This window comes from Paraburkholderia sp. D15 (assembly GCF_029910215.1).
Taxonomy (GTDB): Bacteria; Pseudomonadota; Gammaproteobacteria; order Burkholderiales; family Burkholderiaceae; genus Paraburkholderia.
Window position 1 is genome coordinate 2,340,803 of record NZ_CP110395.1, and the last position, 21,985, is coordinate 2,362,787.

17 protein-coding genes are annotated in these 21,985 nt (G+C 64.9%); 4 read left to right on the forward strand and 13 right to left on the reverse strand.

The window, feature by feature from the left end:
- Positions 1-9: 9 nt before the first annotated feature.
- The 6 genes from LFL96_RS10020 to LFL96_RS10045 all read right to left on the reverse strand — a co-directional run bounded on the left by LFL96_RS10020 (position 10) and on the right by LFL96_RS10045 (position 8,004).
- Complete coding sequence (locus LFL96_RS10020; protein WP_280995106.1) at positions 10-933, reverse strand: glycosyltransferase; 924 nt, start codon at positions 931-933, stop codon at positions 10-12.
- A 61-nt stretch (positions 934-994) separates the two neighbouring features.
- Positions 995-3,214, reverse strand: coding sequence for a polysaccharide biosynthesis tyrosine autokinase (locus LFL96_RS10025; RefSeq protein WP_280995107.1), 2,220 nt, complete (start codon positions 3,212-3,214; stop codon positions 995-997).
- A 121-nt stretch (positions 3,215-3,335) separates the two neighbouring features.
- On the reverse strand, positions 3,336-4,550 hold the full coding sequence (locus LFL96_RS10030) for a polysaccharide biosynthesis/export family protein (RefSeq protein WP_280995108.1): 1,215 nt from the start codon (positions 4,548-4,550) through the stop codon (positions 3,336-3,338).
- Entirely contained in the window at positions 4,544-4,999 is a 456-nt protein-coding gene (locus tag LFL96_RS10035; protein ID WP_280995109.1) for a low molecular weight phosphotyrosine protein phosphatase, read from the reverse strand. Before LFL96_RS10035 ends, LFL96_RS10030 begins: the two co-directional genes overlap by 7 nt.
- A gap of 76 nt (positions 5,000-5,075) precedes the next feature.
- Positions 5,076-6,539 carry a UDP-glucose/GDP-mannose dehydrogenase family protein gene (locus LFL96_RS10040; protein ID WP_280995110.1) on the reverse strand — a complete coding sequence of 488 codons (1,464 nt, stop codon included), beginning with the start codon at positions 6,537-6,539 and terminating at the stop codon, positions 5,076-5,078.
- Between the two features lie 67 nt (positions 6,540-6,606).
- Positions 6,607-8,004 carry an undecaprenyl-phosphate glucose phosphotransferase gene (locus tag LFL96_RS10045; RefSeq protein WP_280995111.1) on the reverse strand — a complete coding sequence of 466 codons (1,398 nt, stop codon included), beginning with the start codon at positions 8,002-8,004 and terminating at the stop codon, positions 6,607-6,609.
- Between the two features lie 669 nt (positions 8,005-8,673).
- Here LFL96_RS10045 and LFL96_RS10050 point away from each other — a divergent pair.
- The gene (locus LFL96_RS10050) at positions 8,674-10,299 is read left to right on the forward strand and encodes a mannose-1-phosphate guanylyltransferase/mannose-6-phosphate isomerase (RefSeq protein ID WP_280995112.1); all 1,626 of its coding nucleotides are present in this window, start codon (positions 8,674-8,676) and stop codon (positions 10,297-10,299) included.
- Positions 10,300-10,729: 430 nt separating this feature from the next.
- Here the strand turns inward: LFL96_RS10050 and LFL96_RS10055 are convergent, their stop codons facing one another.
- Complete coding sequence (locus tag LFL96_RS10055) at positions 10,730-12,046, reverse strand: DUF6566 family protein (RefSeq protein WP_280995113.1); 1,317 nt, start codon at positions 12,044-12,046, stop codon at positions 10,730-10,732.
- An 812-nt stretch (positions 12,047-12,858) separates the two neighbouring features.
- Here LFL96_RS10055 and LFL96_RS10060 point away from each other — a divergent pair.
- The 3 genes from LFL96_RS10060 to LFL96_RS10070 all read left to right on the forward strand — a co-directional run bounded on the left by LFL96_RS10060 (position 12,859) and on the right by LFL96_RS10070 (position 14,806).
- Complete coding sequence (locus tag LFL96_RS10060) at positions 12,859-13,155, forward strand: PsiF family protein (RefSeq protein WP_280995114.1); 297 nt, start codon at positions 12,859-12,861, stop codon at positions 13,153-13,155.
- Between the two features lie 225 nt (positions 13,156-13,380).
- The gene (locus tag LFL96_RS10065) at positions 13,381-13,830 is read left to right on the forward strand and encodes a hypothetical protein (RefSeq protein ID WP_280995115.1); all 450 of its coding nucleotides are present in this window, start codon (positions 13,381-13,383) and stop codon (positions 13,828-13,830) included.
- 382 nt (positions 13,831-14,212) lie between these two features.
- Positions 14,213-14,806: a YSC84-related protein gene (locus LFL96_RS10070; RefSeq protein WP_280995116.1), complete on the forward strand. Its 594-nt coding sequence runs from the start codon at positions 14,213-14,215 to the stop codon at positions 14,804-14,806.
- 121 nt (positions 14,807-14,927) lie between these two features.
- Here LFL96_RS10070 and LFL96_RS10075 read toward each other — a convergent pair whose 3' ends face one another.
- The 6 genes from LFL96_RS10075 to LFL96_RS10100 form a co-directional block, all read right to left on the reverse strand.
- Positions 14,928-15,995, reverse strand: a complete 1,068-nt coding sequence (locus tag LFL96_RS10075; protein WP_280995117.1) for a glycosyltransferase family 4 protein — start codon at positions 15,993-15,995, stop codon at positions 14,928-14,930.
- Between the two features lie 304 nt (positions 15,996-16,299).
- Positions 16,300-17,466: an AAA family ATPase gene (locus LFL96_RS10080; RefSeq protein WP_280995118.1), complete on the reverse strand. Its 1,167-nt coding sequence runs from the start codon at positions 17,464-17,466 to the stop codon at positions 16,300-16,302.
- Positions 17,467-17,497: 31 nt separating this feature from the next.
- Entirely contained in the window at positions 17,498-18,910 is a 1,413-nt protein-coding gene (gene otsA, locus LFL96_RS10085) for an alpha,alpha-trehalose-phosphate synthase (UDP-forming) (RefSeq protein ID WP_280995119.1), read from the reverse strand.
- 356 nt (positions 18,911-19,266) lie between these two features.
- Positions 19,267-20,517: a mechanosensitive ion channel domain-containing protein gene (locus tag LFL96_RS10090; RefSeq protein ID WP_281000678.1), complete on the reverse strand. Its 1,251-nt coding sequence runs from the start codon at positions 20,515-20,517 to the stop codon at positions 19,267-19,269.
- A 131-nt stretch (positions 20,518-20,648) separates the two neighbouring features.
- The gene (locus LFL96_RS10095) at positions 20,649-21,005 is read right to left on the reverse strand and encodes a Rap1a/Tai family immunity protein (protein ID WP_035550226.1); all 357 of its coding nucleotides are present in this window, start codon (positions 21,003-21,005) and stop codon (positions 20,649-20,651) included.
- Positions 21,006-21,185: 180 nt separating this feature from the next.
- Positions 21,186-21,947 carry an ankyrin repeat domain-containing protein gene (locus LFL96_RS10100; protein ID WP_280995120.1) on the reverse strand — a complete coding sequence of 254 codons (762 nt, stop codon included), beginning with the start codon at positions 21,945-21,947 and terminating at the stop codon, positions 21,186-21,188.
- Positions 21,948-21,985: the final 38 nt, after the last annotated feature.

Genomic DNA, 21,985 nt, shown 5'->3' on the forward strand with positions numbered 1-21,985 from the left:
CGGTTCGGATCAGGACAGCGCGCGCCGCGCGTCGTGCGCGCCGCCACGCACCGCGCGCCAGCGCGACAGCTTCAGCCGCGCCTGTTTCGACAGCAGCGCGAGCGCCGCGTGGGTAAGGCCCGGATAGACCCGCGTGCCGACCAGCGTCCACCACCACCACGCGGTCGCGCGGCGCAGCGGCGGCAACTGGTCGCGCAGCGTCAGATGGAAATTGAAGGCGGCGTTGCGCAGCGCGGTCATGGTCTGCGCGTCGCGCTTGTCGTCGTCGAAACGCTCGGCGGGGAAATGATCGACCGCGACGCGCGGGTCGTACATCAGCTTCCAGCCGGCGCGTTTCACCGCGAGGCTGAAGGCCATGTCGTTGTGCGCCTGCGCGCCCGCGCCGCGCAAACGCGCGTCGAAGCGGATCGTGCGCACCGCGTCGCGGCGGTAGCTCATGTTGGCGCCCTTCAGCAGGTCGACCTCGCGTGCCCCGCCCACGCCGAGATGATGGTTGCCGACGATCTTGCCCGAGGCCAGCACCTTGCCCACGAGTTGCCGTTCGCCATCCAGCACGCGGCCTTTCTCGTGCACCCAGTCGCGGCCGCCGAGCGCGCCGAGACGCGCGTCGCTCGCGAACGCGGCGGCGATCCGCTCGACCCAGTCGATGTGCGGCGCGGCGTCGTCGTCGGTGATCGCGATCACGTCGCCGTTCGCCGCATCGAGCCCGCGGTTGAGCGCCGCGACCTGGCCGGGCAAGTCGACCGCCGCCACCGTCAGCGGCAACGCGCCCGGCACCGCCGGATCGCGCAGCAGCGCGTGGGTCGCTTCGTCGTCGGCGCGCGCCACCACCACCACTTCGTCCGGCGCGCGCGTCTGCTTTTGCAGCGCCGCGAGGCAGCGCGCCAGGTCGGCCGGGCGGCGGTATGTCGGAACCAGTACCGTCACTTTCATCGTGATGTCCTTTTTATCGTCGTTGCGCGGGGTGCGTGAAATCTGGCGGAAAGCCCGGCGCTCACGCGCTCAGGTATTCCTGCACCGCCGCGTAGCCGCGGTCGTAGCCGCCGCGCGAACGCGGCATGCCGTTGAAAATGCCGCCCTGCACGTGCACGCCGGCCGCGCGCAGACGCTTGAGCGCGTCCTGGATCTCGCCTTCGCTGTGCACGCCCGAGCGCATCACGAAGAAGGTCGAGCCCGCATACGCGCCGATGATCGACGCATCCGTCACCGCCAGTACCGGCGGGGTATCGATCAGGATCGCGTCGTAGCGCTTGGCGAGGCCGTCGAGGTATTGCGGCAGACGCGGCGACATCAGCAGCTCGGACGGATTCGGCGGACGGCGCCCGCACGAGATGAAGCTCAGGTTCTCCACGTTCGACGCGCGGATCGCCTCTTCCAGCGAAATCTGACCGCTCAGCAATTCCGACAGCCCGTTCTCCTGCGCGCCGCCCAGATAGCGTTCGAGCGCGCCGCGCCGCATGTCGCCGTCGATCATCAGCACGCGCTTGCCCGAATGCGCGAGCAGCACCGCGAGGTTGACCGTCAGGAAGCTCTTGCCGACGCCGGCCATCGGGCCGGTCAGCATCACGATGCGGTTGCGCGCGTCCATCACCGTGAACTGCATCGAGGTGCGCAGGCTGCGCAGACTTTCGACCGTGATGTCCTTGGGCCGCGCATTCGCGAGCACCGACCGCAGACGTTCGCCGCCGCGTTCGAACGCGCTTTCGAGCACCGCCTGTTCGGCGCTCAACGGCACGAGACCGAACACCGGCAGATGGAACGCGCGCTCGATATGGTCCGGATCGTCGATGCCCTTGAACATATTGCGGCGCAGGAACACGAAGCCGGTGCCCGCGATCAGCCCGAGAATCACCGCCGCCGACAGGATCAGCGCCTTCTTCGGCTTGACCGGCGCGCCGGGACGCAGCGCGGCGTCGACGATATGCACGTTGCCGCCCGTGCCCGCCTTCTGCACCGACAGTTCCTGCACGCGGTTCAGCAGCAGCACGTAGATGTCTTCCGCGACCTTGGCGTCGCGTTGCAGCTGCACGGCCTTCACCTCGGTGGCCGGCAGATCGCGGAAACGGTCCGCGTATTTCGCGCGCTGCGCTTCGAGTTCGGCCATCTGTTGACGCGCGGCCACCAGCATCGGGTGATCGTCGCCGTAACGCTCGGTGAGCTGCGCCATCTGCAGACGCAGGCCGGCGATCTGCTGCTCGTACTGCACGCTGCCTTCCAGGTAGACCTTCGCTTCATCGCTCGCGTTGATCGAGCCCGACTGCCGCTGATACGCGGTCAAGGCCGCTTCCGCGCGTTCCAGATCGGCCTTCAGGCGCGGCTCCTCGCTCTTCAGGAAGTCGAGCATGCGGCTCGCGTCGGCCTGCTTGCTCGACACGTGCTGACGCACGTACGACTGCGCGAGCGCATTGGCGACCAGCGCCGCGTGTTCCGGGTTCTTGTCCTCCAGCGAGATCTGGATCACGCCGGTCTGCTTGCCCTGCTCCTGCACGGTGATCGCCGACTGGAACGCGGTGATCGCGTCGAGATCGTTCGAGCGCACCACGGTGAACTGCTCGCCCGGCCGCGCGACCAGCTTGTTGACCAGCATCGTCACGCCGCCGCCCTGCGCCTGACGGCCCACCTGGCCGTGCAGCAGCAACGCGCCGTTTTCGGCGTACAGATCGTAGTGCTGGTCGTCGATCACCTTCAGCGCGAGCTTCTGGCCTTCCAGCGCGGGCGTCACGTCGATCGAATCGACGTCGGCAAGCTCGCCGCCCCATGCGTACGACGACAGGCCCAGCCACGGCCGCGCGAGTTGCCCCGGCGCGGCGAGCCGCGCGGCGATGCTGCCGATCACCGGCAACGCCTTCGGCGTGACGCTGAAGTTCAGCTTCAGGTCCTGCACGACCGGACCGACCACGCCGCGGCTCTTGATGATTTCGATTTCGGCGTCGGTCGGCAGCGAGGTCGAACCGGTGGTGATGTTCGCGCCGGTCTGCGTCTGCGTGAGCGCCTGCGAGGTGTTGTCCGACTGCTCGACGCGCACGTGCGCATCGGCCGAATAGGTCGGCTTGGCGAGCAGGCAGTACGCGCCGGCCAGCGCGACGATGGTGGCGGCGATCGCGATCAGCCACCAGATGTCGTCGAGGATCACCTGGATCAACTGGCCGAGGACGACGTCCTCTTCTTCGGTCCTGAGCGGACCTGAAACGTGTGGAGAGAGTTGATTGCTCACAATTCGATCCCGTATCGGTTAATCCGTGTTTGCTTCGGTCCCGCGCCGCGCCGCCAGTTGGCGGAACGGCGCGGCGCGGGCCTGGGGCCTTCGGCCTTGGGTCTGGCCGCGGCCTGGATACCTAGCGCGTCAGTTGCTTCAGGTAGAACAAGGTCTGCACGCTCGGCAGGACCTGCTGCAACACACGGTTGAAGGTGGTCGAAGCGGCGGTGCCCACATACACGACGTCGAGCGGCTGCAACTGGAATTGCGAGGACAGCATGATCGAGTCCGGCTGCGTCATGTCGAGGCGGTAGACGTCCGGCGTGGTCGGGTGATCCTTCATGCCGCGCATCACGAAGATCTGCCGCGGGTTCGCGTCGGTGTCGAGAATGCCGCCCGCCTGCGTGAGCGCGTCGGCGATCGTCATGCGGCCGCGCACGATCGGCAGCTGGATCGGCGTCTTCACCTCGCCCATCACGAAGATGCGGCTGTCGGTGCGGTCCGGCACGTTGATCACGTCGCCGTTCTGCAGCATCACGTTCTGCGTGGTGTCGCCCTTGTCGAGCATGCGGTCGGCGTCGAGGATGTAGAGCTTGTTGTTGCGGGTGAGGCGCACGCGCTGGATATCGGCATCCGTATTGGTGCCGCCGGAGCGCGTGATCGCGTCGACCAGCGTGAGCGGCACGTCGCTGACCGCGAGCGGGCCCGGCGTCTTCACTTCGCCGGTCACCTGCACCTTCTGGCCGCGATACGACAGCACGCGCACGTCGACCTGCGGATTGCGGATGTAGCGCACGAGGCCCGAGCTCAACTGCTCGCGCAACTCGCTGACCGTCTTGCCGGCGGCGCGAATGCGGCCGACGAACGGGAAGAAGATGGTGCCGTCGGCGCTGATGGTCTGGCCGTACGGATCGGCCTGGCCCGGCAGCGCGGCGGTGTACGGCTGCTGCAATGCGCCGCCGATCGACTGCGTGGTGTTGCCGCCCGCCGACAGCGTGCTGCCCTGCGGCGTGGTCAGCTCCGGGTGATCCCACACGGTGATGCCGAGAATGTCCTGCGGCGCGAGGTGATACACGTACTGCGACGGGTCGCTGATCGTCGAGGTGGGCAGCACCTGGGTCTTCATGGCCGCCTGTTGCGCCTGAGCGGCGACGAGGTTCGAATCGATCAGATGCACCGGATACGACTCGGCGGGCTGCGACTGATGCTGACCGTCGTCCTTCAGACGCGACGTGTCGAGATAGTTGCCCGGTGCGGTGGCGCAGGCCGACAGAAAGGACGTCAGCAAAAGCGAGCCGGCGAGTTTCGTGCGGAAATTCGCCGCTGGGTGCGTAGTGAGTTTTTTCATCAGCATATTTTTTTCAGCCATCCCATGACCAGATGTTCGATGAGCACGAGACTCTCCCTGTAAGCGGTTTCCGTGCAGCCGTGCGGATCGGCGACGTCGGACACGTGTTCCCACTTGCCGAGCGGATAGACCTTGCCGCGCGCGGCCGGGTCGAGCGCCTCGACCGCGCCGACCTGGGCGCGCTCGCTGACCAGCACGAGGTCGGCGGAACGCACCAGATGCCGGTTCAGACGGCGCGAATAGTGAATGCCGGAGGCGACGCCCTGCTCGTCGAGCAGGCGTCGCATCACCGGGTCCATGCCGTGGCCGTCCATCGCGCGCAGACCCGCCGAATGAAACGCGATCGGCGCCGGCGAACCGCGCGAGACCGTGCGTGAGCGCGACTTGAACAGCATCTCCGCGGCCGGTGAACGGCACACGTTGGCGTGGCAGACGATCAGTACGTTGGCGAACATGACGGGCTCCTGTAGGTGAAGCGCGGTGCGATGAAGTGGCTCGGCGATGGAATCGGACGACTACCTGAGCGGACGGCTACGCGAGCGCGCGGCCGGACTGCGCCTGCGTCGCGTTGGCTTCGTCCGCCGGCGTGAGCGGCAAACCGTTCGCGCCGACCCGCGCCGGCGCGTTGCGCAGCGCATGGCGGCGGCCGATCGCGTGATACTCGATACCGAGTTCGAGCAGCGCATCCGGCTCGTACAGATTGCGGCCGTCGAAAATCAGCGGCGTCTTCAGGATCTGCTTCAGCGCATCGAAGTCCGGGCTCTTGAAGACCTTCCATTCGGTGAGGATCACCAGCGCGTCCGCGCCTTCGGCCGCCTGCATCTCTTCCTTCACGAATTCGAGGCGTGCGTGCTGCTGCGGCACGTCCTTCAGATCGAGCGCGAACACGCGCTTCGATTCGTCGATCGCCACCGGGTCGTAGGCCTTCACGCGCGCGCCGCGACGCAGCAGCTCGGCGATCAGCGGACGGCTCGGCGCCTCGCGCATGTCGTCGGTGTTCGGCTTGAACGCGAGGCCCCACACGCCGAACGTGCGGTCCGACAGGTCTTCGCCCAGGCGCGCGACGACCTTGTGCGCCAGCACCTGCTTCTGCGTGTCGTTGACCGCTTCCACCGCTTCGAGAATGCGCAGGTTGGCCTTGTGATCGGCGGCCGTGCGGATCAGCGCCTGCACGTCCTTCGGGAAGCACGAGCCGCCGTAGCCGCAGCCGGCGTACAGGAAGTCGTAGCCGATGCGCGGATCGGAGCCGATCCCGCGGCGCACCGCTTCGATGTCCGCGCCGACGCGGTCGGCCAGATTCGCCAGTTCGTTCATGTACGAGATGCGCGTGGCGAGCATCGCGTTGGCCGCGTACTTGGTGAATTCCGCCGAGCGCACGTCCATGTACAGCGTGCGTTCGCGATTGCGGTTGAACGGCGCGTAGAGGCGCTTCATCAGCTCGCGCGCTTTCTCGCCCGGCACGTCCTCGTCGCAGCCGAGCACGATGCGGTCGGGCCGCGTGAAGTCGTCGACGGCCGCGCCTTCCTTCAGGAACTCCGGATTCGACACCACCGAGAACATGTGAGTCGCGCGGCGTTCGGACAGCTCGGCGGCCACCACGTCGCGCACGCGCGAGGCCGTGCCGACCGGCACCGTCGATTTATCGACGATCACCTTGAAGCCCGTCATATGGCGGCCGATGTTGCGCGCGGCGGCCAGCACGTATTGCAGGTCGGCGGAACCGTCTTCGTCCGACGGCGTGCCCACCGCGATGAACTGGATATCGCCGTGCGCGACGGCCGCCTCGACATCGGTCGAGAAGGTCAGGCGACCCGCCTTGCGATTGCGCGCGATGATCTCCTGCAGACCCGGTTCGTGGATCGGCACGCCGCCGTTGTTGAGCACGTCGATCTTGCGCTGGTCGACGTCGAGACAGAACACGTCGTGGCCGATGTCGGCCAGACATGCGCCCGTCACGAGGCCTACGTAGCCGCTACCGATGATCGTCAGGTTCATGTATTACACCTCGCAGAATGGGGTTGATTCGGGAGTGCCGCCGCGCCGCGCGCGACTCGGCTCGGGTTCAATAAGCGTTGCTGCCGGCGAACCCTTTCCACAGCGTCAGCACGACGATCTTGATGTCGAGCCAGAAGGTCCAGTGCTGCATGTAGTACAGATCGAGCTTCACGCGGCCCATCATCTTTTCGATGCGATCGGTTTCGCCGCGATAGCCGTTGATCTGCGCCCACCCGGTGATGCCGGGCTTGATCCGGTAGCGGTGCATGTAGCCCTTCACCAGATCCTTGTAGATGTCGTCGTGTTCGAGCGCATGCGGGCGCGGGCCGACCACCGACATCTCGCCGCGCAGCACGTTGATGAATTGCGGCAGCTCGTCGAGACTCGTGCGGCGCAGGAACGCGCCGACCGCCGTGATGCGCGGATCGCGCCGCGTGGCCTGGGTGATCTTGCCGGCCTCTTCCTTGTGCAGCTTCATCGAGCGGAACTTGTAGATCTCGAACTGATGGCCGTCGATGCCCTTGCGCTTCTGCCGGAAGAACACCGGCCCCGGCGAGGTCGTCTTGACCAGCACCGCGATCACCAGCATCACCGGCGCGAGCGCGGTCAACGCGGCGAACGCGAACATGCGGTCGAAGATGCGCTTGGGCAGCACGCGCAGATCGGTGATCGGCGAAGCGGCCAGGTTGATCGCCGGCACGCCGAGCAGATCGACCATCGGCTGGTTGAACAGCGTCAGGCTGCGCACGTCGGGAATGAAGCGGATGTTCACGAAGTCGTTGCGCAGGTCCATCACGAAGCGGTGAATCGCCTTTTCCTTCGAGATCGGCAATGCGAGCCACAATTCGCGGATCTGCCGCTGACGCACCAGCGTCAGCATGCGCTGGTAGTCGCGCTCGACCGGCACGCCCTCGATCGCGTCGCCCGCGTCGGGGTCTTCGTACGGATTGATCGTGCCTTCTTCGTCGAACACCGCGACCGGCGTGAAGCCCGCTTCCGGGCGGCTACGCATCTGCTCGATCAGGAAGCGTCCGTACGGCGCCCCGCCGACGATCGCTACCGCGCGCTGATTGAAGCCCTCGCGACGCAGCCCGCGCAGGATCGAATAGACGATCACCTTGGTGATGCCGAGCAGCACGATGGTGGCCAGCGCCCAGTAGACGAGCCACAGGCGCGACAGACTGTCCGAGCGGTGCACGCTGAAGCTGATCAGCACGCCGATCACCTCGACCAGCGCCCAGCCGCCGGCGACGCGGCACAGCAGGTCGTAGAGCGGCTTGCCGCGCCAGGACTGATAGATGCCGAGCGCGGGGAAAAACACCACCACCAGCAAACAGTCGAACGCGAGCTGCACGCGCTGCATGTCGTCCAGCCACACGAATTTTCCGCTGTGCACGGCGGCGGCCAGCGTCGCGCCGAACACGACCATGGCGATGTCGATGATTCTCGATAGAACGCTCAGCATGCGCTGCCCCTCAGTTCGTCAGTCAAGTGTCATCCGTTGGTTGGTTGAAAATCCGCTGCGTCCGTCGCCGCCACGCCGAACACGACACCGGCCCGCATGGCCGCCGTTTAATCCGGCGGTTTAATGCGCGACGCAATGGAATGGAAAAGCGTGCTAATTGCCTGGCTTATTGACCGCTCACGCAATTCGCGAAACGGACGACGCTGTCACGGCCAGTCGTGATGAGTGAATACCCTTGTACAGGTATAGATAAAGCTCGATTAAAATTCGCGCCGCAAGACCGCAAAAAATCTCAAATTGTATCGGTCAAAGTTTCAGCATTTTTCGGGAATTTTGTTCGGCAAATGTTACCGGATTTGCGGTCGATTGCCTGTTTGTTATGCAGCCCGGACGCTTTTCCGCAGGCCGTTCCGGCGCTCCCTTGCGGTTTGCTCACCAAGCTTACGCGCAACCTGCGACGCTCAAGATAGCGCAACGAATTCGATAAAAAATTGCCCGCTAATTTTTTCGGGTATTTTTTCTTTTTTTAAAACTCATCGGACATTTTTCCTTCACTCGTCATGGATATTTTTATTAGCCGTTTTATATAGTTTCTATTTAACGCGCTTTTATTGATTCCGTGCTTCGTGATAAAACTCGACGCATTCACCCAGCCTCGAGGAGTCCATCATGACAGCTCCGGTCACGGCCACGCCCGCCGGCACCCGGTCCACGCAAGCCAAGTCCCTGAACGTCAAGCTCAAGGTTCATCCCGTGATTCTGGCGGGCGGTTCCGGCACCCGTCTGTGGCCGATGTCGCGAGAACAGCATCCGAAGCAGCTGATCGGTCTGCTCGGCGACGATTCGCTGTTGCAGTCCACCACGCAGCGGCTCGACGGTCTCGAAGCCGGCTACCCGCTCAACGAGCAGCTCGTCGTGGTGGCCAACGAAGAACAGCGCTTCACCACCGCCGAGCAGTTGCGCACGAGCGGCAAGCCGACCCGGCTGATTCTCGAACCCGTCGGCCGCGATACCGCGCCGGCGTTAACGGTGGCGGCGCTGTCGATCGCCGCGCAGGACGAGGACGGCATCATGGTCGTGATGCCCGCCGATCACGCGGTCACCGATCAGGCCGGGTTCCAGGCGGCGGTGAGCGCCGGCGTGCAGCACGCGGCAGCCGGCCATATCGTGACGATGGGCATCGTGCCGACGCGCGCGGAAACCGGCTACGGGTACATTCGCATCGGCGCGGCGCTGGCAGGCAGCGTGAGCGGCGATGTCGATGCCGTGCCCGCGCCTGGCATGCCTAACCAGATCGAAAACGCGCCCACGGGCGACGCCAATACCAACGCCAACAATAGCCACGCCCCCGCCGCGATCCGCGCGCACAAGCTCGACCGTTTCGTCGAGAAGCCGCATCTGGAACTCGCGCAGCGCTACATCGAATCGGGCGAGTACTGGTGGAACAGCGGCATTTTCATCATGCGCGCGTCGACCTGGCTCAAGGCGATCCGTCACTTCCAGCCGGGCATCCACGAAGCTTGCGAGACGGCCTTCGCGGGCGGCAAGGCGGACGGCGACTTCTTCCGCTTGCAACGCGACGCGTTCGGCGCATCGCCGTCGAACTCGATCGACTACGCGGTGATGGAACAGCTCGGCAACGATCGCAGTGTCGCGTCGGCGGTGGTCGTGCCGTTGCAGGCCGGCTGGTCCGACGTGGGATCGTGGGATGCGATCTGGGACATTTCGGAGAAGGACGCCGAGCACAACGTGGGCCGCGGCCGCGTGATGTTCGAAGGGGCAGAATCCACTTTCGCGCATTCCGAAGGACGGCTGATCGCCTGCGTGGGCACCCAGGATTTGGTGGTGGTCGAAACCGCCGACGCGATCCTGGTCGCCGACAAATCGCGCGTGCAGGACGTGAAGAAGATCGTCGGGCGGATTCGCAGCGACGGTGGCGCCGAGGCGTCGAGCCATCGCAAGGTGCATCGGCCGTGGGGCAACTACGACTCCGTCGATACCGGCGAGCGCTTCCAGGTGAAACGTATCGTCGTCAAACCGGGCGCGCGGCTTTCGCTGCAGATGCATCATCATCGTGCCGAACACTGGATCGTCGTGCGCGGCACCGCGCTCGTCACGCGCGGCGAGGAACGCTTCATCGTCTCCGAAAACGAATCGGCCTATATTCCGCTCGGCGTCACCCATCGCCTCGAAAACCCCGGCAAGATGCCGCTCGAAATGATCGAGGTGCAATCGGGCTCGTATCTCGGCGAAGACGATATCGTGCGTTTCGACGATACGTATGGGCGGCAGTAAGCCGCTTCAGGTTATCTCGCGGGCACATTGAGTGATCGTGAATCGGCATGGGCCGTCGCCAGACGGCGGTCCATGCCGAATTGCGCATGCGGATACAGAAGCGCACGCGCAGGCGAACGCTGAACCACGGCGGACCGCACTGGACTGCGTTTAACCCGCAACCGGACTGCGAACGAACGACGACTGAAGTGCAATGGACGTGCGACTGAATTGGCGTGCTGCCGAAGTGCTATCGGACTGTTATCGGACTGTTATCGGACTGCGTTGGAACCGGGTTGGTACGGTATCCGAACTGCGAAGACTGAAGCGGAAACCTGCGGCGGTTGCTCCTACCGGCCGCGAGGCACTGCGATCTTGTTGTTATCGACGCATCGGGTTCGGCGTAAGCGTCGGCCATGACGATGGCGTCCGCGCGCACGACCCATCGCGCTTATCCCACATGAGAAATGAATTCCGGATACGACGACGGATAACGCTCCGCTGTCGTGCCCTCGGTCGACGTCCCTACCGACACAGCCGCCGCCATGGGTTCGCCGGGATAGCGGCGCAGCGGCCCGCGAAACGCATGCAGTGGCCCGTGCAACGGCGCACCGTGATGAATCGTGACCGGTTCGGGCACATGGCGGATGGCGGGCAGCGCACGCGTGGGCGGCGCTGCATGCACAGGTTCCTGCGACGGTTGCTGAACCGGCTTGTGCGCGTGTTCCTGCACCGCGGCCTGCTTCGTCGCCTCACCGGCGGCATTCACCGCATTCACCGCACGCCCGGCCATCGCCGCGCATTCGCGCTCGATCCATTGATGCGCCCAGTCGAGCGCATGACGCTGCGCGTCATCGGCATCCGCGAAACGCGGGCCGACCAGACCGGAGCGTTCGACGCGCCGACCGTCCTTCATGATCTCCGCCCACGCGCGGTACATCGCGTTCGGCACCTGCTCCGCCGCGACGAGAATGACATAACCGCGTGGATCTTCGATCTGCGTGCCGCGCGGCGCGAGACTCATCGACAGCGGACTGCGCGAATCTTCTTCCGGATACGCACGTCGCGCCGATGCGATCGCCGCGTCGAGCCGCTGCATCGCGATGCCGACCGCGCCCGCTTCGTCCGCTTCGCCATAAAGCGGCGCTTCGGCGCGCTGCACTTCAGCACGCGGCGCCACGCGAACGGCGGGCGCGAACGGTCTCGACGGCGTCCGGGTGGCGGGCGTCTGCGCAACCTGCGAAGCCGGCGACGACGCGTGAGCATCCGGCGCCTGCGGGAAGCCCGCAAGCTGACGCGTGATGTCCGCGATCGGATCGGCCGAACGCCAGTTGCTCAGGCTGCCCGACACACCGGGCGCCTGCCACGACTCGGGACTCTTCCAGGACACGCCACGCAGCGTCTCGTCGCGCACGCTGGGCGTGGCGGCAGCAGCCGGCGCGGCAGCGGGCCGCGCCGCGACCGGCGGCGCCGGTTGCGGCACATACGCGAACGTACGCCCGGTTTGCGACAGCAACCGCACCATCTCGAGCAACGTCCCGTTCAATTGCCATTCTTCGAAACGGCGCCGGCAGGTCGGACCCGACGGATAGCGGCCCGGCAGTTTCGACCAGGGCTCACCGGTTGTCAGAATCCACAGAACCGCATTCGCAACGATGCGGGGTTCGGCGCGGGGCCGGCCGCGTCGGTTCAGACGAACGGCCGGCTCATCGGAGACAAGCGCTGCCAGCAGCGCCCATTCGTCATTGCTTAGCTCATCGAAAAACATTGGGTTTTCTCCACGTGGCCTGGCCGGGCCACGGCTTTGGGCGAGTCACGGATTCAGCCTTCACGATCCATGTACCGCCCGCGGTTGCACAAATATGTTTTGGACGTTCTATTGACTGGGCAATACCGCCCAGACATGGTGCGGTTTGTCCCTATTGCGAAGCACAGAACGTGGTCTCACTCGTGCATGGGAGAATTTGTGCACGAAGCATACCATTCCCAGGGTTTGCATGAATATCGTTGAGACAAGTGTTACGGATAGAAACAATCTTGTCCTTTTTGCTGCGTCATTCCTCGTATTGCCGTCACACGTCTGCGATGCAGATCGCCTCGAATTCCGCTATAGCACCGTACAGCGTGCGATTAGACCGGCATCAGATCAACCCCTTCCCGTCAGCCTTGCACGACGCCAGAGACAGCGTCATAAGTCATAATTACATTGGCACGCCATAACGGAATTACATGCCGATTTTCTATTCGATTGCATCCGCAGCAATAGGATAGCTTTCGCAAATTATTTATTTGTGCATCGAAAATTCCGGCATATCGATTCAATTGAATTGCATGCGTAATTGATCTGGAATGCATAACATGGTTTTCCGGTGTCGCAATTGGCGGGACAGTCCCGGCAATGGCCCGCACGCCCGCGTGGATCAGGGAAAACGAGCGTCGGCGGCTGTCAACCGGAATGCGCTTTTGTCCGTTCTGGCAGACAGCATTTGCCATAATGGATGTGCCGAGGGGCCCTGGATGCCGTCGACGCCCGCGCGCATGAACGATCAGAAAACGTTTTCACCACCGATGGAGTGTCAGATGAAAATCCAATCCGCAATCGCCACGCTGGTTCTTGGCGCCGTTCTCGTTGCGCCGGCTTTCGCTCAGAACAGCCAGCAATCGAAAATGGCCGACTGTAACAAGCAGGCCGGCGACAAGAAGGGCGACGACCGCAAGGCGTTCATGAAGACCTGTCTGTCGGCCAAGCCGGCCGCCGCCGCGCCGATGAGCCAGCAGGACAAGATGAAGGCCTGCAACGTGCAGGCCGCCGGCAAGAAAGGCGACGACCGCAAGGCATTCATGAAGACCTGCCTGTCGTCGGCACCGGCGAATTAAGCGTTCTGGATCGGGGCCGCGCGCCGGCCCCGAACACCTGCGCGGCACCTCGCTGCCGCCTCTACGTTTCATCCCTCGCCTACCCCTCGATCCCGCCATTCCAGCCGCGCGAGCACGCCGTTTTTCTTCTATGATGGCTGCGGAGACGGCCCACCCCTCAAACACATCTATTAGACGGGCCGCCATCTTGTCGTTGATGCCGCAGAGCATCGATCGGAGGCAAGGATGGTATCGAAGCATAAAAACCGCTGGCTGAGGCGGTGGCTGGTCGTCATCGTATTCTGGGCCGTGCCCGTGGCGATCGTGGCGGTCAGCGAGATCCGCGAGGAGATGGCCTACAACGCCGTCGACCTCGACCGCGCGCTGACCACCTGGAATTTCACCGACGCGCAACGCGCCGCCGGCGCCCCCGCGCGCTGTCGCGGTCATCCCGACGAAGCCCAGGCAGCCGGTTGCCCCGCCGACGTGCTGGCCGCCAACGCGCCGCGCCAGCAGGAGGCGCGCAGCGAGTACAGCGTGCGCCGCACCACCCTGATGTCGTATCTGTGGCATGCGTTCGTCGGCTACTGGATCGTGCCGGCGGTGACGCTGTTCCTGATCGGCGTCGTGATCGGCATGGTGCGCCGCGCGCTGCGCCGTCCGCCACCGGTCAAGAGTCCGGCGAATCACGGTTGAACGACGGATGGTCCGCGCGGACGTTTTTTTGAGGCGTGGCGACAACACTTTCGACACAGCCGCCACGCCAATTATCGGCATGAAAAATCGGTAAAAACGGGCATCGGCGCGCGAGCCGGCGATGCTCCGCCGCGCCGCCGGCACATGCTGGATGGATTGCGAAGAACGCGTTCGAACGCCCCGGCGAGTACGAATCCCCGCTCTTTTGCACCAGGTCAAAGTTACCGCACAGCATTTCGCGATCCCGCGCAAAGCCCCGTCCCGCAAGGCTTCGAGGCCATCCGGGAAGTACGCTTTTTCCGTGAGCGTGTGTTATAACTCAAAGGCAACCCCTCGCAACATCATCCGAGGTTGCGACCCGGAACCATCACGGAGAAAAACGATGCAAAGACGAAACTTCATGTTGAAGACGACCGCTGCGCTCGCTTTCGGAGGCCTTGCACTCGCCGGTTGCACCACCACCACCAACAGCGACAACAAAAACACCCCGTCCACGGATTCGTCCAAGCGTCAGTCGATCGACGCAAGCGTCGACGGTGCGATGTCGCGGCTGTTCACCACCGTGCCGGGTTCGCGCGAGCTCGTCTCGAAGGCGCGCGGCGTGCTGGTGTTCCCGTCGGTGCTGCAGGCGGGCTTCATCGTCGGCGGCCAGTACGGCGAAGGGTCGCTGAAGGTCGGCGGCGGCACGGTCGGCTACTACAGCACGATTTCCGGCTCGTTCGGCTTGCAGGCGGGTGCGCAGTCGAAGGCCATCATCTTCCTGTTCATGACGCAGGACGCGCTCGACAAATTCCGCAATACGGACGGCTGGTCGGTGGGCGGCGACGCCTCCGTCGCATTGGTCAAGATGGGCGCGAACGGCGCGATCGACACCACCACGGCCACCGCGCCGGTCGAAGTGTTCGTGATGACGAACGCCGGTTTGATGGGCGATCTGTCGTTGCAGGGCACCAAGGTGTCGCGTCTGAAGATCTGATCGATATCCTGCACCTGCATGGCCGCTGCCGCCGCGGCCATGAAAAAACGGCGATGTGTTTGAGAACACATCGCCGTTTTTTTGCGCCGTTTTTTTGCCGGTCAGCTTCCGCTCATTCCGCTCAGCTACCCGACGTATCGATCACCTTGAAGCGCGAGCGCTTCTGCGCGCGAATCACCGACTGATACGCATCCACGTATTGCTGGGCCATGCGATGCGACGTGAAGCGCTCCTCGAAACGCTGGCGCACGGCCGCGCGCGGCATCTTGTGCAGACGGTTCACGGCCGCCACCGCACCGATCTCATCCTCGACGATAAAGCCGGTCAGCCCGTCTTCCAGCACTTCCGGCACCGAGCCGCGATTGAACGCGACGACCGGCGTGCCGCACGCCATCGCCTCGATCATCACGAGGCCGAAAGGCTCCGGCCAGTCGATCGGAAACAGCAATGCATGCGCGCCCGACAAAAATTCGGCCTTCTGATGATCCGCAATCTCGCCGATGAATTCGACATACGGCAGATCCAGCAGCGGACGGATGTCGCGCTCGAAGTATTCGCGATCGGCGGCATCGACCTTGGCGGCGATGCGGATCGGCATCCCGCAGCGGCCGGCAATGCGGATCGCGGTATCCACACGCTTTTCCGGCGAGATCCGGCCGAGAAACGCGAGGTATTTCTGCTCGACCGGCTGCGGCGTGTAAAGCTGCTCCGGCAAACCGTGATAGACGGTGGTCAACCAGCGCGCCTGCGGCAGCGGATGACGCTGCGCGTTCGAGATCGAAATCACCGGCGCGGTGTTGAACGTGTCGAACACGGGCTGCTGCTCCGGCAGATCGAGACGGCCGTGCATGGTGGTGACGAACGGCGTGTCCTGACGCTTGAACACCGAGAACGAGTAGTAGTCGAGATGAAAATGCAGGACGTCGAAGTTCTCGGCCTGGCGGCGCACCAGCTCCATCAGCAGCATATGCGGCGCCACGCGGTCGCGGATGCCCGGGTCGAGCCGCAGCGCCTGCGGCCAGACTGCTTCGAGCTTTGCGCTGGTCACCGAGTCGCCGCTCGCGAACAGCGTCACGTCATGGCCGAGCTCGACCAGCGCCTCGGTGATGTACGACACGACGCGCTCCGTGCCGCCGTAAAGCTTCGGCGGCACCGATTCGGTCAACGGCGCGATCTGGGCAATCTTCATGGCAAGTCTGTCTCCCTTTCTCCGTGTTCCGGCGGCTCGGGTGGCTCGGGTGCCACGCGGTGCGCAGCGCCACACCTGCACGCTTCCCGTCCGCCTGGAACACGCTGTTCAAATCATTATTCCCTACTGCCCGATCGAAAGCGCCGGGTCTTGCATTTCCCTGGCGCTGTTACATCCAGCTTACATTCCGCCGCGCGTCCGGGACACCTGGGCAAAGACCGCATGGACGGATGCATCGCGCAAACACGCCGATGCGACAGGCACGCCGCACGCCGCGCGTGCGCCACGTTATACGGCACCGCAATTACCGGGCCGGCCACTTCCACGCGGGCAGATCGAGATCGTCCGCATCGGCGATGCGGGTCGCGCCGAAATGCTTCTCCAGCACGATCGATTGACTCGCCTCCTCGCGTTCGAGCGCCGCGATCAGGCGCGCGGCGTGAGACACGACCAGCACCTGCGAATGCTGCGCGGCACGCGCGATCAGGCGCGCGAGCGCGGGCAGCAGGTCCGGATGCAGACTCGTTTCCGGTTCGTTCAGCACCAGCAGCGCGGGCGGACGCGGTGTCAGCAACGCGGCGGCCAGCAGCAGGTAGCGCAAGGTGCCGTCGGACAGTTCCGCGCCCTTCAGCGGACGCAGCAGACCGTGCTGACGCATCGCCACTTCGAAGCGGCCGTCGTGCGTCGTGATGTCGAGCTGCGAGCCGGGAAAGGCATCGTCGAGGGTCGCGGCGAGCGCGCGCGGGTCGCCGATCTCGCGGATGGTCTGCAGCGCCGCCGCGAGATCCGCGCCGTCGTCGGCCAGCACCGGCGTATGCGTGCCGACCTGCGGCAGACGCGCGGCGGCTTCGGTGTCGGTGCGGAAATGGTCGTAGAAGCGCCACGAACGGATCTGTTCGCGCACGGTGATCATCTCGGGCGCGCTTCGCGGATCGGCGAACTCCGTCATCATGCTGTCGAAGCTCGCGACCGGCTGCGCAATGGTCTGCCACTCGCCCTGCTCGTCGCGCGTACGCAGCACCGGACCCTGGCGATCCACCAGCAACGCCGAAGGTCGCAGCACCGGCCCGCTCCAGATGCATTCGCGCTTGATCATCGGGTCGAGCGCGAACAGCGTGGCGTCGTTCGGCGGCGGCAGGCCGAGGTCGATCGCGTAACCGAAACTATCGCCCGCGAAGCCGAGCCGCAGGCTCACCGGGTCCTTGCGACGGGTCGGCTCGACCGGCTGCTCGCCGGCCAGCATCGCGCGCGAGAAGCGTTCGGGGCCGGCCCACAACGTGGACGGCAAACCACCCTCACGCGCCAGCGACGTGATCACGCCGCCGCGCGCGGTGTCGGCGAGCAGGCGCAGCGAGCGGTACACGCTCGACTTGCCGCTGCCGTTCGCGCCGGTGATCACGTTCAGACGCCCAAGCGGCACGATCAGATCGCGCAACGACCGGTAGCCGGCAATCGCGAGCGTGGTCAGCATGCGGCGGCTCCGCCATTCACGACACGCGCCATCACTTGTGCCCGCCGCCCTTGCCCGGCTTCTGCACCGGCACGCTGCGCAGATCGTCGAGGAAGGTATCGCGCCAGACGCCGAGATCGTTCTTGCGCAACGCCGCCATGTTGATCTCGTGACGCCGCTGGCGCGCGTCGAGCGGCATCTGCAACGCGCGCTGCAAGGCCTCGCACATGCCGATCGCGTCGTGCGGATTGACCAGCAGCGCGCCGCTCAGCTCGGCGGCCGCGCCCGCGAAGATCGACAGCACCAGCACGCCGGGGTCGTCCGGATTCTGCGCGGCCACGTATTCCTTCGCGACCAGGTTCATGCCGTCGTGCAGCGGCGTGACGAACCCGATCTGCGATTCGCGGAACAGCGACATCAGTTTCCATCGATCGTATTGCTGGTTCAGGTAGCGGATCGGCGTGTAGTCGAGGCCCGAGTAACGGCCGTTGATGCGCCCCGCTTCGTATTCCAGATCCTGGCGGATCTTCTGATACGTGGCGACGTCCGAGCGCGTGGGCGGGGCGATCTGCACCAGCGTGACGTTGCCGCGCCATTCCGGCGAGCGCTCCAGCAACTGCTCGAACGCACGGAACCGTTCGACCAGTCCCTTCGAATAATCGAGCCGGTCGACGCTCATGATCAGCTTGCGCCCTTCCAGACTCTGCTTCAGATCGAGCACATGCTGGCGGCTTTCGTAGCGCTTCGCCTGCTCGGCGATCTCGTCGGGGAACACGCCGATCCGGTAGACGCCGGTGCGCAGCTTGCGGCCGAACGCCTCGACGTGACCGTCCGCGCTGACGGTGCCGCGTGCGTGGCGCGTTGCGTAGTCGTGGAACGCGAGTTCGTCGGTGGCGGTCTGGAAGCCCAGCAGGTCGTAGCACGACAGCGATTTCACCAGCTCTTCGTGCGGCGGAATGTTGAGCAGGATCTGCGGCGCGGGAAACGGGATGTGCAGGAAAAAGCCGATGCGGTTCGTGATGCCTTCGTTGCGCAACGCTTCGGCGAACGGGATCAGATGGTAGTCGTGAATCCAGATCACGTCGTCGGGTTCGAGCAGCTTGATCAGCTTGTGCGCGAGCCATGCATTCACGCGCCGGTAGCCCGCATATTCTTCGCGCTCGTAGCGCGCGAGGTCGTTGCGGTAGTGGAACACCGGCCACAGCGTCGCGTTCGAAAAACCGCGGTAGTACTGGTCGTAGTCCTTGCGCGTGAGACCGACGGTCGCGAAGGTGACCGCGCCGTCCTGTTCGAGCGTCGGTCCGGCATTGGCGACGGTCTCGCTGACCACGTCGCCGCTCCAGCCGAACCATACGCCGCCCGCGTCCTTCAGTGCGCCGAATACGCCGACCGCGAGGCCGCCGGCCGAGCCCTTGGTTTCCGTCGGCGTTGCGACGCGATTCGACACGACGATCAGTCGGCCCATGATGCATGTCCTCCCTGGTTCGTACGGCGCGCGTGAAGCGGTGCGTGTGATGCGCGTGATACCCGCGATGTCCGCGATGAAACGCGATATGCGCGATCGTGCACGCTGCGCGGCGCCGGATTCATAAGTCAGTGGACGGTTCGACCGCTTTAGTGCCCGATCGGTTGCATCGATCTGCGGGACACGTTGGCGCAAGGGTGTTGCCACGCGGTTCTTGCGACGGTGGAGGCGTTAGACGACGATGAGTAGCGTCCTAACATCAGACGTTTCCGCGCGCTTGCAGCGTTTGCGTCGATGCATGCGCGCGAGGTTGCCTCTGACGTTTTATGTTGACCTCGGCGCCGGCACGGTGTGCCTCAGCCGCCCGCCCGGCCGCTATCCACACCCGACGCACCCGGCGCGACCGACCCACCCGGCACATTGGCCCCACGCCCCACCCGGCTCGCCACCGGATCCGCCTCGGTATGCGCGGCCGTGCTGCCCGCCGGCGCCTGCTCGCCGCGCGGCACCCAGTCGAGCGGTTCGCCATCGCCGCGTTCGAGTTCGGCCGACACCTCGGCACGCGCCCGCGGCAAATACTGCGGGTAATGCTGCTGGATGAAATCGAGCAGTCCCTCGCGCACCCGGCAGCGCAAATCCCAGTTCAGCCCGGAATCGAGCGAACTGACGAGCGCACGCAACTGCATCGCGCGTTCGGTGCCGTCGGTCACCTGCAGCACCTGCACGCGGCGATCCCACTCGGGCGCCGCCTCGACGATGCGCGCCAGTTCCTCGCGCAGCGGCGCGAGCGGCATCCGGTAATCGACATACAGAAACACCGTGCCGATGATCTGCGAACTGCTGCGCGTCCAGTTCGCAAACGGGTTTTCGATAAACCACTGCAACGGCACGATCAAGCGCCGCTGATCCCACAGCCGCACCGACACATAGGTGCCGGTGATTTCCTCGATACGCCCCCACTCGCCCTGAATCACGACCACGTCGTCGAGCCGGATCGGCTGCGACAACGCGATCTGCAAACCGGCGATCAGATTGCCGAGCACCGGCCGCGCCGCGATACCGGCCACCAGTCCCGCGGCACCCGCCGACGCCAGCAGGCTCGCGCCGATCTGGCGCACGTTCGGAAAGGTCATCAGCGCCCCGCCCACGCCGATGATCACGATCACCAGCATCACCGAGCGCGCCAGCACCCGTGCCTGCGTATGGATGCGGCGCGCGTGCAGGTTGTCGGCGGTATCGAGCGGATGGGCCTGGATGATCGCCTCGCCGATCGCCGCCGCCGAGCGCACCGACAGCCACGTGATCGCGCCGATCATCGCGATGCCGGCGGCGTCGCGCAGCGGCGTGATGAAGTTGAGGGCGTCGGGCGCCTCCCACCACACCGCCTCCAGCGCCAGGATCACGAGAAAGAGGCGCGACGGCTTGTCGATATCGCGCAGCACCGCGCTGGTGAGCGGATACGGCCGCGCGATACGCATCACGATGCGCGCGCCGATGCGTTGAATGCCGAGCGCCAGCAGCGCCGCGACGACCGACACGATCAGCGCGCCGAGCCACGTATGCAACGGCGCTTCGGCGATGCGGCCAAGATCTTCGGGAGTGGGCAGGGACAGCATGATCCTCCTGTGAAAACGCAAACAGCCGCCGATGCCACGGCGCGCGCCACGCGGCGCGCACCGGGCATCGGCGGCTGTCTAGTTCAAGCGGGTCTGGCCGGGTTGCCGACTTGTTTGCCGCCTTAGTTGCCGCTCTTGCAGGGAAACGCCTTGCCGAGCCCCAGCGAGATCGCCGTGCTGGCGTTGTAGCCCGCGACGATCGGATTTTCCGCGATGTATTTGCGCACCGCGTCGGTCAGTTGCGCCGAACGCGCGTCCTGCGGCAGGCAGAAATACTGCCCGACGCGCGGACCGGTCGTGCCGCCGATCGCATCGATGGTATTGAAGATGCCGTCCGCGGCGCCTTCGATATAGGCCGCGCACGCGCTGCGCGAAGCCACGTCCGTCTTCGTGCACAGTTTGTTGAGGTCGCCCCCCGTAAACGCGGCTGCCGATAGCGGTACGGCGAGCGCGCTGGCGAAAATCAATGCCCGCAGCATGGTGTTCCTTTCCAGGGTTGTTTATCGGGCGGTCTATCGCCGCATCCGGACGGCGCGCCACGCGGCGCGCCAAAGTCGTCATTCTGCACTGTTTTACGCGGTGCTTGCGTGTCAACGGGCGCTATCTTCAGGCAAATCCGCGAAATGGCGGCGGTGGTCCGTCAGACGCGCCAGCCGTGTCTACTTTTGCTGCTGCATCTGCTGCAGGCGCGCGGTCAATCCGTCGACCACGTCCGGCTCCTTGTACGTCTTCGCGAAGTCGAGCGCGGTCAGACCGATCTGGTTCTTCACCGTCAGATCCGCGCCGTTGTCGAGCAGCAGCTTGACCGTCGACACGTGGCCGCCGCGCGCCGCCATCATCAGCGGCGTGGTGCCGTTCGGCGAGCCCGCGTCGACGTAGGCCGAATGGTCGAGCAGCACCTTGACGATGTCGTCGTGGCCGTTCGCGGCCGCGTAGTGCAGCGGCGCCCAGCCCTTCTTGTTGACTTCCGCGTCCTTCGCGATCAACTGGTTGACGAAGTCGAGGTCGCCGTTCAGCGCGGCCATCATCATCGCGTTTTCGCCGGCCTTGTCCTGAATCTCGATGTTGGTCTTCGGATTGGCGAGCAGCGCGGCGCCGACCTTGTCCGACTTTTCGCGCGCCGCGATCACCAGCAGCGGGATGCCCTGGTTATCGACGCTGTTCGGGTCCATGCCCTTGGCGAGCAACTTGTTGACGCCGTCGACGTCGTCGAACTTGACCGACTTGATCAGCGAATCGATCGGCGCCGCCTGCGCCGGCGTGGCGATCAGCGCGCTGAATGCGGCGAACGCGAGAGTGGCCGCGAGCGCCGAGCGCAGCGCGCGCGAGGCGCGCGAAGCCGCACGATGCGCGGCGACCCGCCCGGTGCGGGCAGCCGAGGTCTGTTGAAAAGCCGTGGTCGACATCCGAGTATTTCTCATATTGTGCTTTAGGGATCTTCCCTATCCTTTTGATATAT

Coding starts and splice junctions, on each gene's coding strand:
- LFL96_RS10075 (WP_280995117.1), bottom strand. CDS start 15,995: ATGAAGATTGCCCAGATCGCGCCGTTGACCGAATCGGTGCCGCCGAAG.
- otsA (WP_280995119.1), bottom strand. CDS start 18,910: ATGGGCCGACTGATCGTCGTGTCGAATCGCGTCGCAACGCCGACGGAA.
- LFL96_RS10065 (WP_280995115.1), top strand. CDS start 13,381: ATGGTATCGAAGCATAAAAACCGCTGGCTGAGGCGGTGGCTGGTCGTC.
- LFL96_RS10045 (WP_280995111.1), bottom strand. CDS start 8,004: ATGCTGAGCGTTCTATCGAGAATCATCGACATCGCCATGGTCGTGTTC.
- LFL96_RS10060 (WP_280995114.1), top strand. CDS start 12,859: ATGAAAATCCAATCCGCAATCGCCACGCTGGTTCTTGGCGCCGTTCTC.
- LFL96_RS10100 (WP_280995120.1), bottom strand. CDS start 21,947: ATGAGAAATACTCGGATGTCGACCACGGCTTTTCAACAGACCTCGGCT.
- LFL96_RS10050 (WP_280995112.1), top strand. CDS start 8,674: ATGACAGCTCCGGTCACGGCCACGCCCGCCGGCACCCGGTCCACGCAA.
- LFL96_RS10080 (WP_280995118.1), bottom strand. CDS start 17,466: ATGCTGACCACGCTCGCGATTGCCGGCTACCGGTCGTTGCGCGATCTG.
- LFL96_RS10095 (WP_035550226.1), bottom strand. CDS start 21,005: ATGCTGCGGGCATTGATTTTCGCCAGCGCGCTCGCCGTACCGCTATCG.
- LFL96_RS10055 (WP_280995113.1), bottom strand. CDS start 12,046: ATGTTTTTCGATGAGCTAAGCAATGACGAATGGGCGCTGCTGGCAGCG.
- LFL96_RS10035 (WP_280995109.1), bottom strand. CDS start 4,999: ATGTTCGCCAACGTACTGATCGTCTGCCACGCCAACGTGTGCCGTTCA.
- LFL96_RS10040 (WP_280995110.1), bottom strand. CDS start 6,539: ATGAACCTGACGATCATCGGTAGCGGCTACGTAGGCCTCGTGACGGGC.
- LFL96_RS10030 (WP_280995108.1), bottom strand. CDS start 4,550: ATGCTGATGAAAAAACTCACTACGCACCCAGCGGCGAATTTCCGCACG.
- LFL96_RS10070 (WP_280995116.1), top strand. CDS start 14,213: ATGCAAAGACGAAACTTCATGTTGAAGACGACCGCTGCGCTCGCTTTC.
- LFL96_RS10020 (WP_280995106.1), bottom strand. CDS start 933: ATGAAAGTGACGGTACTGGTTCCGACATACCGCCGCCCGGCCGACCTG.